This is a genomic window from Mycolicibacter sinensis (assembly GCF_001667945.1).
Taxonomy (GTDB): Bacteria; Actinomycetota; Actinomycetes; order Mycobacteriales; family Mycobacteriaceae; genus Mycobacterium; species Mycobacterium sinense_B.
This window is the reverse complement of record NZ_LZJK01000142.1, coordinates 1-15,640: the sequence shown is the minus strand read 5'-3', so window position 1 is coordinate 15,640 and position 15,640 is coordinate 1. Positions and strand designations below refer to the sequence as shown.

Annotated in this window: 17 protein-coding genes; 4 read left to right on the top strand and 13 right to left on the bottom strand. The window is 70.7% G+C overall.

What is annotated here, in order from left to right; genetic code table 11:
- Positions 1–2: 2 nt before the first annotated feature.
- The 10 genes from panD to ftsH form a co-directional block, all read right to left on the bottom strand.
- Complete coding sequence (gene panD / locus A5694_RS18245; protein ID WP_064923721.1) at positions 3–419, bottom strand: aspartate 1-decarboxylase; 417 nt, start codon at positions 417–419, stop codon at positions 3–5.
- Positions 419–1,369 (bottom strand): pantoate--beta-alanine ligase, encoded by a 951-nt coding sequence (gene panC / locus A5694_RS18240; RefSeq protein ID WP_064923720.1) that lies wholly within the window; start codon positions 1,367–1,369, stop codon positions 419–421. Before panC ends, panD begins: the two co-directional genes overlap by 1 nt.
- Positions 1,366–2,268 (bottom strand): Rossmann-like and DUF2520 domain-containing protein, encoded by a 903-nt coding sequence (locus tag A5694_RS18235; protein ID WP_064923719.1) that lies wholly within the window; start codon positions 2,266–2,268, stop codon positions 1,366–1,368. Before A5694_RS18235 ends, panC begins: the two co-directional genes overlap by 4 nt.
- A 123-nt stretch (positions 2,269–2,391) precedes the next feature.
- Entirely contained in the window at positions 2,392–3,819 is a 1,428-nt protein-coding gene (locus A5694_RS18230) for a DUF6779 domain-containing protein (protein ID WP_064923718.1), read from the bottom strand.
- Positions 3,820–3,921: 102 nt separating this feature from the next.
- Positions 3,922–4,407 (bottom strand): DUF3180 domain-containing protein, encoded by a 486-nt coding sequence (locus A5694_RS18225; protein ID WP_064923717.1) that lies wholly within the window; start codon positions 4,405–4,407, stop codon positions 3,922–3,924.
- Positions 4,407–4,934 carry a 2-amino-4-hydroxy-6-hydroxymethyldihydropteridine diphosphokinase gene (gene folK, locus A5694_RS18220; protein WP_064923732.1) on the bottom strand — a complete coding sequence of 176 codons (528 nt, stop codon included), beginning with the start codon at positions 4,932–4,934 and terminating at the stop codon, positions 4,407–4,409. The genes A5694_RS18225 and folK overlap by 1 nt, the downstream gene beginning before the upstream one ends.
- A gap of 48 nt (positions 4,935–4,982) precedes the next feature.
- Positions 4,983–5,372 carry a dihydroneopterin aldolase gene (gene folB / locus A5694_RS18215; RefSeq protein WP_064923716.1) on the bottom strand — a complete coding sequence of 130 codons (390 nt, stop codon included), beginning with the start codon at positions 5,370–5,372 and terminating at the stop codon, positions 4,983–4,985.
- Positions 5,365–6,213, bottom strand: a complete 849-nt coding sequence (folP, locus tag A5694_RS18210) for a dihydropteroate synthase (protein ID WP_064923715.1) — start codon at positions 6,211–6,213, stop codon at positions 5,365–5,367. The genes folB and folP overlap by 8 nt, the downstream gene beginning before the upstream one ends.
- Positions 6,210–6,788 (bottom strand): GTP cyclohydrolase I FolE, encoded by a 579-nt coding sequence (folE, locus tag A5694_RS18205; protein WP_064923714.1) that lies wholly within the window; start codon positions 6,786–6,788, stop codon positions 6,210–6,212. Before folE ends, folP begins: the two co-directional genes overlap by 4 nt.
- Before the next feature lie 16 nt (positions 6,789–6,804).
- Positions 6,805–9,159, bottom strand: coding sequence for an ATP-dependent zinc metalloprotease FtsH (gene ftsH, locus A5694_RS18200; RefSeq protein ID WP_064923713.1), 2,355 nt, complete (start codon positions 9,157–9,159; stop codon positions 6,805–6,807).
- 111 nt (positions 9,160–9,270) lie between these two features.
- On the opposite strand from ftsH, the gene A5694_RS18195 reads away from it, so the two are divergent.
- From A5694_RS18195 to A5694_RS18185, 3 genes are read left to right on the top strand one after another with little or no spacing between them, the layout of a single operon-like run.
- On the top strand, positions 9,271–10,263 hold the full coding sequence (locus A5694_RS18195; protein WP_428844288.1) for an alpha/beta fold hydrolase: 993 nt from the start codon (positions 9,271–9,273) through the stop codon (positions 10,261–10,263).
- A complete protein-coding gene (locus A5694_RS18190; protein ID WP_064923712.1) occupies positions 10,260–11,447 on the top strand; it encodes an LLM class flavin-dependent oxidoreductase in 1,188 nt (395 codons plus the stop codon). Before A5694_RS18195 ends, A5694_RS18190 begins: the two co-directional genes overlap by 4 nt.
- Positions 11,447–12,463: a zinc-binding dehydrogenase gene (locus tag A5694_RS18185; RefSeq protein ID WP_064923711.1), complete on the top strand. Its 1,017-nt coding sequence runs from the start codon at positions 11,447–11,449 to the stop codon at positions 12,461–12,463. Before A5694_RS18190 ends, A5694_RS18185 begins: the two co-directional genes overlap by 1 nt.
- A gap of 25 nt (positions 12,464–12,488) precedes the next feature.
- On the opposite strand, the gene A5694_RS18180 is transcribed toward A5694_RS18185, so the two are convergent.
- Complete coding sequence (locus tag A5694_RS18180) at positions 12,489–13,337, bottom strand: SCO6745 family protein (RefSeq protein ID WP_064923710.1); 849 nt, start codon at positions 13,335–13,337, stop codon at positions 12,489–12,491.
- Between the two features lie 64 nt (positions 13,338–13,401).
- Here A5694_RS18180 and A5694_RS18175 point away from each other — a divergent pair, with 64 nt between their 5' ends.
- Positions 13,402–14,148, top strand: coding sequence for an SIMPL domain-containing protein (locus A5694_RS18175; RefSeq protein WP_064923709.1), 747 nt, complete (start codon positions 13,402–13,404; stop codon positions 14,146–14,148).
- Between the two features lie 33 nt (positions 14,149–14,181).
- On the opposite strand, the gene hpt is transcribed toward A5694_RS18175, so the two are convergent.
- Together hpt and A5694_RS18165 are read right to left on the bottom strand one after the other, a co-directional pair.
- On the bottom strand, positions 14,182–14,814 hold the full coding sequence (hpt, locus tag A5694_RS18170) for a hypoxanthine phosphoribosyltransferase (RefSeq protein WP_064923708.1): 633 nt from the start codon (positions 14,812–14,814) through the stop codon (positions 14,182–14,184).
- 29 nt (positions 14,815–14,843) lie between these two features.
- A partial coding sequence (locus A5694_RS18165) for a tRNA lysidine(34) synthetase (protein ID WP_064923707.1) occupies positions 14,844–15,640 on the bottom strand: 797 nt, incomplete at its 5' end.

Genomic DNA, 15,640 nt, shown 5'->3' with positions numbered 1-15,640 from the left:
GGCTATCCCACGCTTCTGGGCGAGAGCAGGTCCGCTACGTCATCCGGCACGAACGCCGGGTCGGTGCCGAGGTCGACCTGCTTGTTGTCGGAGTCGACGAACACGATCCGGGGCTGGTAGCGGCGAGCCTCGGCGTCTTCCATCGTGCCGTAGGCGATCAGGATCACCAGGTCACCGGGGTGCACCAGATGTGCTGCGGCACCGTTGATTCCGATAACGCCGCTGCCCCGCTTCCCGGTGATGGCGTAGGTGACCAACCGATTGCCGTTGTCGATGTCGACGATCGTCACCTGCTCGCCCTCGATCAGGTCAGCGGCCTCCATCAGATCAGCGTCGATGGTCACCGATCCCACGTAGTGCAGGTCGGCGTGGGTGACCGTGGCACGGTGAATCTTCGACTTGAGCATCGTCCGAAACATCAATTCCTCCGGTTTTGTGCGGCGGTTGACACGTGATATCCATCCGAACCGACCGGCGCCACGGTGGCGTCGGTGGAAAGTCCGAGGGTGATGGCGGCATTGTCGATCAGCCGGGTGGCACCGACACGGGCGGCGATCAGCAGCCGCGCCGAGCCTTCGGCGGGCGCCGGCCCGAGGTCGACGCCGCGCACCTGCACGTAGTCGGCGTCGACCGCCGGTACCGCGGACAGCACCGCGCCGGCGGCTTGCAGCGCCGCGGCCGCCCCGGCCGACGCCGCGCGCTCGCCTGCGGCAAGGGCCGCCGACAGCGCGGTCGCAGCCTCGCGCTGCGCCGGGTCGAGGTAGCGATTGCGCGAGGACATCGCCAGACCGTCGGGTTCCCGCACCGTCGGCACCCCCACCACGGTGACGTCCAGGTTGAGGTCGGCAACCATCTGCCGCACCAGCACCAGCTGCTGATAATCCTTCTCGCCGAAGAACACCCGGTCGGGCCGCACGATGGACAGCAGTTTGGCCACCACAGTGAGCATCCCGGCGAAGTGCGTCGGGCGGGCGGCGCCTTCGAGCTCGGCTCCCAGCGGACCCGGGTGCACGGAGGTGCGCGGACCGTCGGGATACATCGCCGCGGCGGGCGGGGCGAAGGCCAGCTCGACGCCTTCGGCCCGCAGCAGGTCCAGGTCCGCATCGAGGGTGCGCGGATAGGCCTCGAGGTCCTCACCGGCACCGAACTGCAGCGGGTTGACGAAGATCGACACCACCACCACCGAGCCGGGCACTTTACGTGCGGCCCGCACCAGCGCCAGGTGGCCGTCGTGCAGGGCCCCCATGGTCGGCACCAGCATCACCCGGCGACCGGTCGACCGCAGGGCGCGGGTGACACGGGCGATCTCCTCCGGCCGGGCGTACACGTTGAGCGCACCGGCGGTGAAGGCGGGGGCGTTCGGGTTCACCGGGCCAGCACCGTCAGCACGTCGGCGGCGGCGTCTGCGCGATGCGCCGTGCGCAGCGCGTTGGTGCGGTAGGCCTCGGCCAGATCGGGGTCCACGGCGGCCAGCGCCTGCAGGTGCCGGGCCACGGTGGCCGAGTCGCCCCGGGCCACCGGCCCGGTCAGCGCGGCCCGGCCGTCGCGCAAGGTGTTGGCCAGCGCGGCCCGCACCAATGGGCCCAGCACCCGTTCGGCGACGCCGTCGGGGTCCGGTACTTCGCTGGCGCCGAGGCGACCGGGCAGCGCCGCCCGCAACGCCGCCAGGGCGTCGTCGATCACGGTGACCACGTGGTTGCCGCCGTGACAGAGCGCGGCGTGGTAGAGCGTGCGGGCGGATTCGTCGACCCGGAACGGCTCGGCGCCGATCTCCAGCGTCAGCGCCTCGGCGATGGCGTAGCCGATCTCGTCGGCTGCGGTGATACCGAAGCAGCTGTTGGCCAGCCGGTCGATGTCCTCATCCCCGCCGGTGAAGGTCATCGCGGGGTGGATCGCCAGCGGCAAACAACCCTGCTCGGTCAGCGGCGCCAACACACCGATCCCGGTGGCCCCGGACGTGTGCACCACGATCGTCCCGGCGCGCACCGCGCCCGTGGCGGCCAAGCCGGACACGATGCCGGCCAGTTCGGTATCGGGAACAGCCAACAGCAGCAATTCCGCATCGCCGGCGACATCGTGGGCGGGACGTACCAGGGTGTCGGGCAGTCGCCGCCGGGCGCGCTGCCGCGACTCTTCGGAGATGGCGCTGCACGCCACCACGACATGGTCGGCGCGCTCCAAGGCGACGCCCAAAGCGGTGCCGACCCGGCCGGCCGAGATGACGCCAACCTTGAGTCGGGCGGGCCGCAGTCCGTCGAACTGCACCATCGCAGACGACCTCACAAGTTCTCTTGGTTCGTTCCAGTCCCGCGCTGCGGGTACCGGACGGTCGCGGCAGAGTCTATCCCGCTCGGCCCCCGCCCGGCGAGTGACGTTCGTCGCAGGCGGTCGTTAGTCCTCGCGGCGGCGCCGCCGGCGGCCCTCGGTGGGGGCGGGCTGCAAACGGGCCAGCAACTCGGCCACCGATTGGCCCCCGGTGTTCGGGGCGCCCTCGGGTCCCGGCTCCGCGCCGGCGGAATGCCGTGCCGTGCCGGCGGAAGCGGTCGCGGGCTCCGCCTGGGCCGGCTGAGTATGGCTGTCGACCGCGTCCGCCGCCGCGTGCCGGGAGCGCGCCCGCCGGCGGCCCTCGCCGTCGGGGCGTGCCGTCTCGGCGCCGTTCACCGGGCCGTCGGTCGGCGACGCGGGGCCGGCGTGGCGGCCGTGCCGGGACGGCGCTTCGGCGCTGCGCTCGGGCGCGGTGGCTGCGTGCTCGCCGGCGTGCCTCGGCTCGGCGGCACCGTGCCGACCTGAGTCCGCGGGAGCGTCCGCGGACCAGTGACTGCCGGGGGTGCCCGGCGGTAGCCATTCCCCTTCGGCGCCAAGGGGTTTCCAGGGCGGGGTGGGGGCTGACGCGGACGGCGATGCGACTCTGGGTTGCGGTGGTGGTGGCGGCGGCGGTTCCGGGCGGGACTCGGGCTCCGTGCGGGGCTCGGGTGCCACGAACGGCTGCGGCGGCTGGGCCCAACGGGCCGCGGGTTGCGGGGCTTCGTCGGCGGCGCGGCGCGGGGCTTCGTCGGCGGCGCGGCGGTGCGAACCCCGGTACGGAGGCTCGGCCGGCGGCTGCGGCACCGGGGGTGGCGGCGCCGGGGGTGGCGGCGCCTGAGGTGTCTGAGGTCTCGGCGGCTCCTGAGACTCCTGGGGCGCCTGCGGCATGGGGAATCCGCCGGTCGGGATCCGTACCTCCGGGACATCGATGATCGGGTTCTCGGCGGTCTGGCTGACCGAGTCCTCGGGGTAGAACGGCGCGGCGGCCGGCGTGACCCGGGTGACGGGCTCCCCGCCGGATCGGGCCCAGTCGCTGTAAGCGCGAACCGTGGTGCGCTCGGGCTCCAACGCCGGCCGGTGGCTCAGGTCGGCGTCGAAGAGGATCTCCAGGTTGGTGCGCAGCGCGGCCAGCTCGGCACGCAACGCGGCGACCTCGTCGGCGGCCTGGGCCCGCAGCTCCGATGCCAACTCGCGGCGCAGCTGCGACTCCACCGTCAGCTCGTACTCGCGCCGCGCGGAGATCTCCCGATCCAGTTGCAGGTCGTAGACGAGCTTCAGGTCCCGGGCCCGGGCCTGGTCGACGTCGCTTTGCCGCCGGTAGATCACCGAGACGAATGCCGCAGCGACCGCAGCCCACAGCGCCACGATGACCGCGAGCTTCAACAGCTCCACCCGGCTGGTGAACACCAGTGCCGAACTCGCTGCGATCGCAAGGATCAGCAACGCTGTCATCAACGTCCAGCCGGGCCTGCGCGCACCACGCCGACCTGGGGCGCGGGACAGGACCGAATTCATCTGCGCCGCTCCACCTCGTCGCTTTGTTCGTCGTTGCCGGCCCGCATTGCCCGACTGTACCTGTACGAGGTCACTTGGCGTGTCGCCCGGCTCCGGCGATTCTCACCCGTGTTGATCTGGACTCAACGGCCCGGACTGGCCGGGATCCTGCGGCGACTTGCAGCAGTTCTGCAACCACAGTGCGGCGACGAGCAAAGCCAGCGCGCTGGCCGCGGCAACCACGGCACCGCCGGTGTCCTCGGCGGCAACGGCCAGCGCGGCCCGGTGCGGCAGCAGGTAGCCCAGCACGCCCAACCAGAAGCCCAGCACCAGCGCGCCCATCCAGGCCGAGGCCTTGGCCACCACCACGGTGCGCGCCACCGCCAGCGGGTGCAGCCAGCCGGATCCGGTTCCGATCTGGCCGTCGTCGATCTTGCCGCGAACATAGCGGCCCCACGCCGCCTCGGCGATCGCCACGGCCAGCAGCGAAATCCCGGTCCACACGGTGATCGGCGGGAACCATCGGTACAACAGCTGCACCGCCAGGTAGCTGACGACGGCGGCGACCGCCGCTGCCGCGGTCACATCTCGTTTGCGGGTCGGACCCATCAGCGCTGCAGCACCAGATCGGTCCGGCGAAGCCCGTGGCGGTCGGCGGGGTCCAGTTCCGCCAGCAGGTCGGCCACTGCACATCGCCGGCCGGCGACGGTCAGCTGCGCCTCCGGTTCGACCTGCAGCCACGGAACCATCACGAAGGCGCGCAGATGGGCCAGCGGATGCGGCAGGGTCAGCCCCTTGTCGCGGGAGAGCAGCTCGGTCGATTCGCCGGCCGCGATGTCGCGGCAGCTGATCACGTCGACGTCGAGGGTTCGCGGCCCCCACCGCTCGCCGCGCACCCGATCTGCCGCCTGTTCGAGCTCCTGCGCCCGCCGCAGCCAACCGTGTTCGTCGATTTCCGGGTCCGCCACGATCAGTACCGCATTGAGGAAGCGGCCCTGGTCGACCACGCCCCACGGCTCGGTCTCGTAGACCGGCGACACCGCACGCACCGCGGCGCCGAATCCGTCGACGGCCGATTGCAGCCGGGCCAGCCGATCACCCAGGTTGGACCCGATAGACAACACCGCTTCAGTCATGGTGCCGCTCTCCTCGTCGCTGGCGTCCGGCATCGTCGCCGGCGCGCGTCATGCCGGCACCACCGTGCCGCGCCGGTCGCGCCGCGAGCGCCGCGCCACCACCGCCACGTCGGCGAAGGTCAGTGGGATCGGGGCATGCGGCTTGTGCAGTGTCACCTCGACGGCCTGCACCCGCACGTCGCTCATGACCTCCTCGGCGATCTCGGCGGCCACGGTCTCGATGAGGTCGCGGGCCGGGCCGGCGACGATATCCGCGGCCCGCTGCGCCAGCACCCCGTAGTCGTAGGTGTCCGCCAGGGCATCGCTGGCGGCCGCGGCAGACAGGTCCATCCAGACCGTGATGTCGACGAGGAAATCCTGGCCGTCGGCGCGCTCATGAGCGAACACCCCGTGGTTGCCGCGAACCTTCAGACCGCGCAACTCGATTCGATCAGTCATCGCTCGTGCCTCCTTGGCCCCGGGCTGCAGTCCAGGCTTCGACGACCCTAAGCGCGTCGACAGAGCCCCGCACGTCGTGCACCCGCACACCCCAGGCCCCGTGCAGGCCGGCCAGCGCCGAGATCACCGCGGTGGCCGTCTCCCGCTCGTCGGGCGGCCGCGGCGTGCCATCCGCCCCGGACAGCAGCGTACCGAGAAAACGCTTGCGCGACGCCCCGACCAGGACCGGTATCCCGGTGTCGACCAGCTGCGGCAGCCCGTTCAGCAGGGCCCAATTGTGTTGCGCCGTTTTGGCGAAGCCCAGTCCCGGATCGATGATCAGCTTCCCCGGATCCACGCCGGCGGCGACGGCGGCATCCACAGAGGCGAGTAGATCGTGGCGGACCTCGGCGACGACGTCGCGGTAGTCCGGTACCCGATGCGGGTGTTCGGGATCGACCGGACGCCAGTGCATCAACACCCAGCGGGCACCCGAGGAGGCCAGCAGGGGCGCCATCGCCGGATCCGCCTGTCCGCCGGAGACGTCGTTGACGATCCCGGCACCGCAGTCCAGCGCGGCCCGCGCCACTTCCGCGTTCATCGTATCGATACTGACTGTGATGCCCTGGGCAGCAATTCCTTTCACTACCGGAATGACCCGCTGCGCTTCGGCGCGGGGATCGGCACGCACTGCCCCGGGCCGGGTCGATTCGCCGCCGACATCGATGACCGCCGCCCCCTGGGCTGCCAGCGCCAAGCCGTGTTCGACGGCGCGGTCGGCGTCCAGGTAGCGCCCGCCATCGGAGAACGAGTCGGCGGTGACGTTGACCACCCCGACGACCTGGGCGCGTGTCGGGATCACTTCCGCCGGATGAGTTCCAGAGCTTCGGCGCGTGACGCGCTGTCGGATTTGAACTGGCCACGCACCGCCGACGTGGTGGTGATCGCGCCGGGTTTGCGCACGCCCCGCATCGCCATGCACAGGTGTTCGGCCTCGACCACCACGATGACACCGCGCGGGTTGAGTTTGCGCATCAAGGCGTCAGCGACCTGACCGGTCAACCGCTCCTGCACCTGCGGCCGCTTGGCGTAGAGGTCGACCACTCGCGCCAGCTTGGACAGGCCGGTGATCCGGCCGTCGTCGCCGGGGATGTAGCCGACGTGCGCGACGCCGTGGAACGAGACCAGATGGTGCTCGCAGGTCGAGTACAGCGGGATCTCCTTGACCAGCACCAGTTCGTCGTGCTGCTCGTCGAAGGTGGTCTCCAGCACCGTGTCCGGATCGGTGTAGAGCCCGGCGAACATCTCCTGGTACGCCCGCGCCACCCGCGCCGGGGTGTCGAGCAGACCCGGACGGTCCGGATCTTCGCCCACGGCGTACAACAGCTCACGCACCGCAGCCTCGGCGCGCGCCTGATCGAAGACTGTCGAAGCCATCGACGATCCCACTTTCTCAATCGCCGGATGGCGGTTCGGACCGGTTCTTCTCGGCGCCGCGCTGGTGGCCGTCACCCTCGCCGGGCGGTGCCGGCGGTGGCGGCGGGTACCCCTGATAGGGCGGGTAGGGCTGGGCGGGCGGGTAGCCATGCTGCGGCCACTGCTGGGGCGGGTACCAGTAGCCGGCCTGCTGCGGCTGATTCGGTGCCGGCGGCCAACCGGGAGCGTGCCAGCCGGCCGGGGCGCCGTAGTCGGGCTGGGTGCCCGCCGGCACCTCGTCGCCGGTCGGTGAGCCGTTGCTGCCGTTGGCGGCACGACCGGCGGCCTCGGCGGATCTGGCGGCCTCCCGCGAGGCCTGTGCGATGGCGGCCTTGAACGCCGGCTCCGGCATCGGTTGCGGCCACGGTTCGCCGCGTTCGATGGCCAGCTCGCCGGGGGTCTTGATCGGCGGCTTGTCCGACGGGACCCGGCCGCCGAAGTCGTCGAACATGGTCAGCCGGGGCCGCTTGGCCACGTCGCCGAAGATCTTCTCCAGGTCGGCGCGGTGCAGCGTCTCCTTCTCCAGCAGCTCGCCGGCCAGGGTGTCGAGCACATCGCGGTATTCGGTGAGGATCTCCCAGGCCTCGGTGTGGGCCGCCTCGATGAGCTTGCGCACCTCGTCGTCGATGTCGCGGGCCACCTCGTGGGAGTAGTCCGGCGATGTGCCCATGGTGCGGCCCAGGAACGGGTCGCCGTGTTCGGTGCCGTAGCGCACCGCGCCGAGCTTGGCGCTCATGCCGTACTCGGTCACCATCGCCCGGGCCACCTGGGTGGCCTTCTCGATGTCGGAGACCGCGCCGGTGGTCGGCTCGTGGAACACCAGCTCCTCGGCGGCACGTCCGCCCATGGCGAACACCAGCTGCGCGATCATCTCTGAACGGGTGCGCAGCCCCTTGTCCTCCTCGGGCACCGCCACCGCGTGCCCGCCGGTGCGGCCGCGGGCCAGGATGGTGACCTTGTAGACCGGGTCGATGTCGGGCATCGCCCAGGCCGCCAAGGTGTGCCCGCCCTCGTGGTAGGCGGTGATCTTCTTCTCGTGTTCGCTGATGATCCGGCTCTTGCGGCGCGGACCACCGATCACCCGGTCGACGGCTTCTTCCAGGGCGGCGCCGGTGATGACGGTGCCGTTCTCCCGCGCGGTCAGCAGCGCGGCCTCGTTGATCACGTTGGCCAGGTCGGCCCCGGACATGCCGACGGTGCGCTTGGCCAGCCCGTCCAGATCGGCGTCGGGAGCGATCGGCTTGCCCTTGGAATGCACCCTTAAGACGGCGCGACGGCCGGCGATGTCGGGGTTGGTCACCGGGATCTGGCGGTCGAACCGGCCGGGGCGCAGCAGGGCCGGGTCGAGGATGTCGGGCCGGTTGGTGGCCGCGATCAAGATGACGCCGGCGCGCTCACCGAACCCGTCCATCTCGACCAGCAGTTGGTTGAGGGTCTGCTCACGCTCGTCGTGCCCGCCGCCCAGACCGGCGCCGCGCTGGCGGCCGACCGCGTCGATCTCGTCGACGAACACGATGCAGGGACTGTTCTGTTTGGCCTGCTCGAACAGGTCCCGCACCCGGGAGGCGCCCACCCCGACGAACATCTCCACGAAGTCCGAGCCGGAGATGGTGAAAAACGGCACGCCCGCCTCCCCGGCCACCGCCCGGGCCAGCAGCGTCTTGCCGGTGCCGGGCGGGCCGTAGAGCAGCACGCCCTTGGGGATCTTGGCGCCCAGTGCCTGATACCGGCCGGGGTTTTGCAGGAAGTCCTTGATCTCGTAGAGCTCCTCGACCGCCTCATCGACGCCCGCGACGTCGGCGAAGGTGGTCTTGGGCATGTCCTTGCCCAACTGCTTGGCCCGCGACTTGCCGAATCCGAAGCCCATCCGGGCGCCGCCCTGCATCCGGGAGAACATCACGAACAGCCCGATCAGCAACAGCATCGGCAGCAGGTAGATCAGCAGCGAGCCCAGCACGCTGCCCTGGTTGACGACGGTGTTGATCTCCGCCTTCTTGGCCGTCAGCGCGGTGTAGAGCGGGACCGCGTACCCGGTCGGGTACTTGGCGATCAGCTTGTCGACCTTCTCGGCCTTGCCCGGCTTGGCCGCCTTGGCGCCCTTGTCGGACACCTCGACGCTGGTCAGCGGGTTCTTCAGGACCAGCCGCAGCTGCTGCTCACGGTCGTCGATCTGGGCGCTCTTGACGTTGCCGCTGTGGATCTGGGCCACCGCGACCGAGGTGTCGACCGGTTTGTATCCGCGGGTGTCGTCACTGAAATAGAAGAACGACCAACCGAGCAGCAGCACCACTGCGATCGCGGTGATGGTGCGGATCACGTTTTTGCGATTCATCAGGCATCGGCCGAACTCGGCCCCAAATCCTTCCAGTACATGCAGCTGGGCATGTTCAGGCTACCGTCCCGCGTGTTAAGGCCGGGCAATCCCATCTCCGCGGGACGCCGGTTGTGCTTTGGTGAGATCGTGGTCGGTATAACCCAGCGCATTGTCGATACCAACAGCGTGACCCTGCGGGTCACCGAGGCCGGTGAGCGCGGCGCCCCGGTGGTGCTGCTGGCACACGGCTTTCCGGAACTGGCCTACTCCTGGCGACATCAGATCCCGGCGCTGGCCGACGCCGGCTTTCATGTGCTGGCCCCCGATCAGCGCGGCTACGGCGGCTCGACGCGCCCGAAGGAGCTCGAGGCCTACGACATGGCCGCATTGACCGGCGACCTGGTCGGCCTGCTCGACGACGTCGGCGCCGACCGTGCGGTCTGGATCGGTCACGACTGGGGCGCCCCGGTGGCGTGGAGCGCCGCACAACTGCACCCCGACCGGGTGTCCGCTGTGGTGGGGCTCAGCGTCCCGCCGGTGCCGCGCCCCCAGATTCCGCCGACGGCCGCGTTCCGCAGCATCTTCGGTGAGAACTTCTTCTACATGCTCTATTTCCAGCAACCCGGGGTCGCCGATGCGGAACTGGACTCCGACCCGGCGCGCACCATGCGCCGGATGATCGGCGGCCTGCGCCCGGCCGACGCCGACGCGGGCGCGCGGATGGCGGCGCCCGGGCCGATGGGCTTCATCGAGCGGCTGCCCGAGCCGGCCGCCCTGCCGGACTGGATCAGCACCGACGAGCTGGACCACTACATCGCCGAGTTCACCCGGACCGGTTTCACCGGCGGGCTGAACTGGTACCGCAACCTCGACCGCAATTGGGAGATCATGGCGACTGCGCCCTCGGCCACCATCGACGTGCCGGCCCTGTTCATCGCCGGAACCGCCGACCCGGTGCTGGCTTTCACCCGCCGCGACCGGGCCACCGAACTGGTGACCGGTCCCTACCGGGAGGTGATGATCGACGGCGCCGGCCACTGGCTGCAGCAGGAACGGCCCGACGAGGTCAATGCGGCGCTGCTGGAGTTCCTGGCGGCCGTGCCGTCTGGACGGGTGTCATGACGACCGCGCCGCTGCGTTTCGGGGTCTTCATCACCCCGTTTCACGCGCTCGGTCAATCCCCTACGGTCGCGCTGGAATACGACCTAGAACGGGTGGTCGCCCTGGACCGGCTGGGTTTCGACGAAGCCTGGTTCGGCGAACACCACTCGGGTGGCTACGAGCTGATCGCCTGCCCCGAGGTGTTCATCGCCGCGGCCGCCGAACGCACCAAACACATCCGGCTCGGTACCGGCGTGGTCTCGCTGCCCTATCACCACCCGCTGATGGTGGCCGACCGCTGGGTGCTGCTGGACCACCTGACCCGCGGCCGGGTGATGTTCGGCGCCGGGCCGGGCGCCCTGCCCACCGACGCCCACATGATGGGTATCGACCCCGTCGAGCAGCGCCGGATGATGCAGGAGTCCCTGGAGGCGATCCTGGCGTTGTTCCGGGCCGAGCCCGGCGAATTGATCACCCGCCACTCGGACTGGTTCACCTTGCGTGACGCCGCCCTGCACATCCGGCCCTACACCTGGCCGTACCCGGAGGTCTCTACGGCGGCCATGGTTTCCCCGTCGGGCCCGCGGCTGGCCGGTGCGCTGGGCACCTCGCTGCTGTCGCTGTCGATGTCGATCCCGGGCGGCTTTGCCGCCATCGAAAGCGCCTGGGAGGTGGTGCGTGAGCAGGCCGCCAAGGCCGGCCGCGACGAACCCGACCGGGCGGACTGGCGGGTGCTGAGCATCATGCACGTCGCCGACACCCGCGATCAGGCCCTGGAGGACTGCACCTACGGCCTGCAGGATTTCGCGAACTACTTCGGCGCCGCGGGGTTCGTCCCACTGGCCAGCTCGGTCGAGGGCGAATCGCAGTCACCGCGGGAGTTCGTCGAGGCCTACGCTGCGGCCGGCAGCTGCTGCATCGGCACCCCCGACGACGCGATCGAACACATCACCGACCTGCTGGAGCGCTCCGGCGGTTTCGGCACCCTGCTGTTCCTCGGCCACGACTGGGCGTCTCCGGCGGCCACCTACCACAGCTACGAACTGTTGGCCCGCAAGGTGATTCCGCACTTCAAGGGGCAGCTCAGCGCGCCCCGGGCATCGCACGAATGGGCCAAGGGCATGCGCGACACGTTGTTCGGCCGAGCTGGCGAGGCGATCAAGAACGCCGTCGTGGAACATACGAGCGAAACCGGGCCGCGTTGATGCGGGCCGCGGTGCTGCGCGACGGGCGCATGGTCTACCGCGACGACGTTCCGGAGCCGACGCCCGGCCCGGGCCAGGTGCTGGTCGAGGTGACCGCGTGCGGGATCTGCGGTTCGGACCTGCACTTCGCCGCGCACGGCGATCAGGTGCTGGCCGCAACACAATCCATGTCGGGCAGCCCGTCGGCCAGCGCATCGGTCGACCTGGGCGCCGACATCTTCATGGGACACGAGTTCAGCGCGCGGGTGCTGGAGGCCGGGCCCGGCACCGACACCTTTGCCGCGGGGACGCCGGTGACGTCGATTCCGGTTCTGCTGGCCGCCAAAGGTATTGAGCCGATCGTGTATTCCAACACCACCATCGGCGGCTACGCCGAGAAGATGCTGCTTTCGGCTCCGCTGCTACTGGTGATCCCCAACGGTCTGGATCACCGCCACGCCGCGCTGACCGAACCCATGGCGGTGGGACTGCACGCGGTCAACAAGTCCGGCATCACCCCCGGCGAGACTGCTCTGGTGCTGGGTTGCGGCCCGATCGGGCTGGCGATCATCGCCGCGCTGCGCACCCGCGGCGTGGAAGACGTTGTGGCCGCCGATTATTCGCGGGCCCGTCGTGAACTCGCGACGGTGATGGGGGCGCACCGGTCACTGGACCCGGCGCAGGGCTCGCCGTTCGACACGGTCACACCGAAGGTGATCTTCGAAGCGGTCGGCGTGCCGGGCATCATCGACGACGTGCTGCGGCGCGCGCCGGTCGGCAGCCGGCTGGTCGTCGCCGGGGTCTGCATGGAACCCGATACCGTGCACCCGTTCTTCGGTATCACCAAGGAGATCAGCGTGCAGTTCGTGTTCGCCTACGAGCCGGCGGAATTCGCCGCGTCGCTGCAGGCCATCGCCGAGGGACGAATCGATGTGGCGCCGTTGATCACCGGCGAAGTCGGGCTCGACGGTGTCGGGGCGGCGTTCGACGACCTGGCTGACCCCGACCGGCACTGCAAGATCCTGGTCACACCTTAGGCCAATCACCGGCGGCGGCCCGCCGCTAGGGGAAGGCGCCGGCGTCGCGGAGCCGCTTCGACCACCCGCCGACCAGCTCGACCAATTCGCCCAGATCATCACCGAGGTTGGCGAGGATCGGGGCGCAGACCGCGTCGGTGGCCGTCTCGACCGACTCGCGGGACGCCCGTCCGGCATCGGTGAGGACGCCGCCGCGGACCAGGCCCCGCTGCGCCAGCCGGTCCTCACCGGCACTGAGTTCGTCGTCGGCCCAGGCCCGGCTCCGGACGTAGCTGCGCGGCGGGAATCCTCGGTATAGCTCGGTGATCAGACCGATCTCGACACCGTCGAATCCTGCTGCCGTCCAAGCGTTCACGTGCGCGTCACCGCGGTATTCACGCAGTTGGTCGGCCAGCTGCCAGGCGTCGGTGAGCGGGTCGCCGACCAGCCCCTCGGCCACCAGCCCGGCGAACAGCGGCTTACCGGCCACCGAGAGCCCGTCGACCGCGCGGCGCAGCAGCGCTAGGGCGCGATCAAGACCGTCGGGGGCCGAACCGAGGACCCGGCGCAGCTGGGCCACCGAGCCCTCGGTGCGGGCCGCGCGGATGGTCGGCGCGTCGGTGAGCGTCCAGCCGTAGGCGACCGCCGGCACCACCACCGCCGGGTTGAACACCGCGAATGCCGCGGCTACCACCTCACCGGGTGCCTGCCCCAGCGCCGAGCCGCGGCTGCAGAAGTAGGCCGGCCCGTCCGGCCTCTCGACACCACGCGACGTTGCGCGACTGGGCGCAAAACCCAGCGCCGCGTAGCCGCGGTGACACTCCGGGGCGAAGTACACCTGCCCGGCGAAGGCTTCGATCGCGCTGGACAGTGCCCGGGCGGGCGCAACGGTCATCGCCTCAGTGTGCCGCATCGTACTTCCGCGCAGACCGGTAATCGTCTCCGCTAGGGTGCCACTCATGCCGACACGCAGCGCCCGGAAGGTCCTCCGCTGGTCGATGACGCTGGCCCTGGCCGGCCTGGCTGGCGTCGCGACGGCCGGCTGCGACGCGGCGCCGGGCGGCGTCGGCGCTGACCTGCCCCGGCAGGTGACCGTCGTCGGATCCGGTGAGGTGCAGGGTGTTCCGGACACGTTGACCACCGAAGCGGGCATCGAGTTCATCGCCGGCGACGTCACCAGCGCGATGAATCAGACCAGCGAGCGCCAGCAGGCGGTGATCGATGCACTGCTGGACGCCGGGGTGGACCGCAAGGACATCAGCACCACCGGCGTCAGCCTGCAGCCGCAGTACGGTGGCTCCGAATCGGGTGGGTCGTCGAGCATCACCGGGTACCGGGCCGGCAACACGATCCGGGTCAAGGTCGAGCGGGACTCGGCCTCCCAGGTGCTGGCGGTGATCGTGCGGGCCGGCGGCGACGCCACCCGGATCAACGGGGTGAGCTACTCCATCGAGGACGATTCGCAGCTGGTGCGCGATGCCCGCGAGCGGGCCTTCAACGACGCCAAGGACCGCGCCGAGCAGTACGCGCACCTGTCCGGCCTGCACCTGGGCCGGGTGATCTCGATCTCCGAGGTGGCCGGCGGCACGCCGCCGCCGACGCCGGTGGGGATGCCGGCGCCCCGCGCGATGGCCGCCGCGCCCCCGATGGAGCCGGGCCAGCAGACCGTGGGCTTCTCGGTGACCGCGACCTGGGAGCTGCTCTAAGGCGACCGCGCGTCGGCGGACCCCAAGCCGGTTTCAGCTCTGATACACCCGCGGATCCAGGGTGCCGATGTAGGGCAGGTCGCGGTAGCGCTCGATGTAATCCAGGCCGTAGCCGACCACGAAGTCGTTCGGGATGTCGAAGCCCACGTAGGCGATGTCCACGCCGGCGCGCGCCGCGTCGGGTTTGCGCAGCAGCGTGCAGACCCGCAGCGACCGGGGCCGCCGGGCGGCCAGATTGCGCAGCAACCACGACAAGGTCAGGCCGGAGTCGACGACGTCCTCGACGATCAGCACGTCACGGTTGCTGATGTCGCGGTCGAGGTCCTTGAGGATGCGCACCACCCCCGACGACGACGTGGACGACCCGTAGGAGCTGACCGCCATGAACTCGAACTGAGTGGGCAGCGGGATCGCCCGGGCCAGGTCGGTGACGAACAGCACCGCGCCCTTGAGCACGGTGATCAGCAGCAGGTCTGAGCTTTCGGCGCGGTCGCGACCCTCGGCGTAGTCGGCGGCGATCTGCGCACCGAGCTCGGCGGTGCGGGTCCGGATCTGCTGCTCGGTCAGCAGCACCGATTTGATGTCCCCCGCGTACGACTCGGGTGTCTCCCCCGGCGAGAACGCAGCCACCAGCACAGCGTGCCATGGGTGATGTTCGACAACCAACTCCCACCGCGCAAAATCACGCCGGATGCTCAGGTCGGTTCCCGGCGCAGCCGCAACAGGCCGTCGCCGCGGACCGCGAACAGCCGCGCGCCGCGCAGCTCGGAGCCGACCGCCACGCCGCCCTGTCCGCGCCACTGCGTGACCAGTCGCTCCACCGCACGGATCTGCAGGTCGGTCAGCCCGCGGCCGCCGCCGGCCAGCAGCCAGCGCCGGATCACCGCGCGACGCACCGGCCCGGGCAGCGCCGCCAGCTGGGCGGTGTCCAGGACGGCCGGCCCGGCACCGGCCGTGGCTTCGGGCAGCGCCTGGTCGGCCAGCGCATCGATGAGCTCGGTGTTCTCCCGCAGCGCGGTCGCGGTGCGGGCCAGGGCCTCGGCCACCCCGCCGCCGAGCACGTCTTCCAGCAGCGGCAGCACCTCGGCGCGCAGCCGCGCCCGGGTGAAGCGCCGATCGCTGTTGTGCGGATCGAGCCAGGGGGTCAAGCCCAGCTCGGCGCAGGCGTCCCGGGTCAGCTCGCGGCGCACCCCCAGCAGCGGCCGGCACCACGGCGGGTCGTAGGGACGCATCCCGGCCATCGAGCGCGGCCCCGAGCCGCGGCCCAGCCCCAACAGCACCGTCTCGGCCTGATCGTCCAGGGTGTGGCCCAGCAGCACTGAGGCCTCCTCGCGGGCGCCGTCCAGGGCGGCGTAGCGGGCGGTGCGCGCCGCCGCCTCCGGACCACCCTCGGCCCCGACGGTCACCGAGATAACCTGCGCGGCAACGCATCCCAATTCGAGGGCCTGGCGGCGTGCGAGATCGGCCACCTGCGCCGAACCGGCTTGCAGGC

What these genes read in the sequence shown, in the direction of transcription:
- panD (WP_064923721.1), bottom strand. Translation starts at nt 419, where the DNA reads ATGTTTCGGACGATGCTCAAGTCGAAGATTCACCGTGCCACGGTCACC.
- A5694_RS18175 (WP_064923709.1), top strand. Translation starts at nt 13,402, where the DNA reads ATGCCGACACGCAGCGCCCGGAAGGTCCTCCGCTGGTCGATGACGCTG.
- ftsH (WP_064923713.1), bottom strand. Translation starts at nt 9,159, where the DNA reads ATGAATCGCAAAAACGTGATCCGCACCATCACCGCGATCGCAGTGGTG.
- folB (WP_064923716.1), bottom strand. Translation starts at nt 5,372, where the DNA reads ATGACTGATCGAATCGAGTTGCGCGGTCTGAAGGTTCGCGGCAACCAC.
- folE (WP_064923714.1), bottom strand. Translation starts at nt 6,788, where the DNA reads ATGGCTTCGACAGTCTTCGATCAGGCGCGCGCCGAGGCTGCGGTGCGT.
- A5694_RS18235 (WP_064923719.1), bottom strand. Translation starts at nt 2,268, where the DNA reads ATGGTGCAGTTCGACGGACTGCGGCCCGCCCGACTCAAGGTTGGCGTC.
- A5694_RS18230 (WP_064923718.1), bottom strand. Translation starts at nt 3,819, where the DNA reads ATGAATTCGGTCCTGTCCCGCGCCCCAGGTCGGCGTGGTGCGCGCAGG.
- A5694_RS18225 (WP_064923717.1), bottom strand. Translation starts at nt 4,407, where the DNA reads ATGGGTCCGACCCGCAAACGAGATGTGACCGCGGCAGCGGCGGTCGCC.
- folK (WP_064923732.1), bottom strand. Translation starts at nt 4,934, where the DNA reads ATGACTGAAGCGGTGTTGTCTATCGGGTCCAACCTGGGTGATCGGCTG.
- A5694_RS18180 (WP_064923710.1), bottom strand. Translation starts at nt 13,337, where the DNA reads ATGACCGTTGCGCCCGCCCGGGCACTGTCCAGCGCGATCGAAGCCTTC.
- A5694_RS18190 (WP_064923712.1), top strand. Translation starts at nt 10,260, where the DNA reads ATGACGACCGCGCCGCTGCGTTTCGGGGTCTTCATCACCCCGTTTCAC.
- A5694_RS18185 (WP_064923711.1), top strand. Translation starts at nt 11,447, where the DNA reads ATGCGGGCCGCGGTGCTGCGCGACGGGCGCATGGTCTACCGCGACGAC.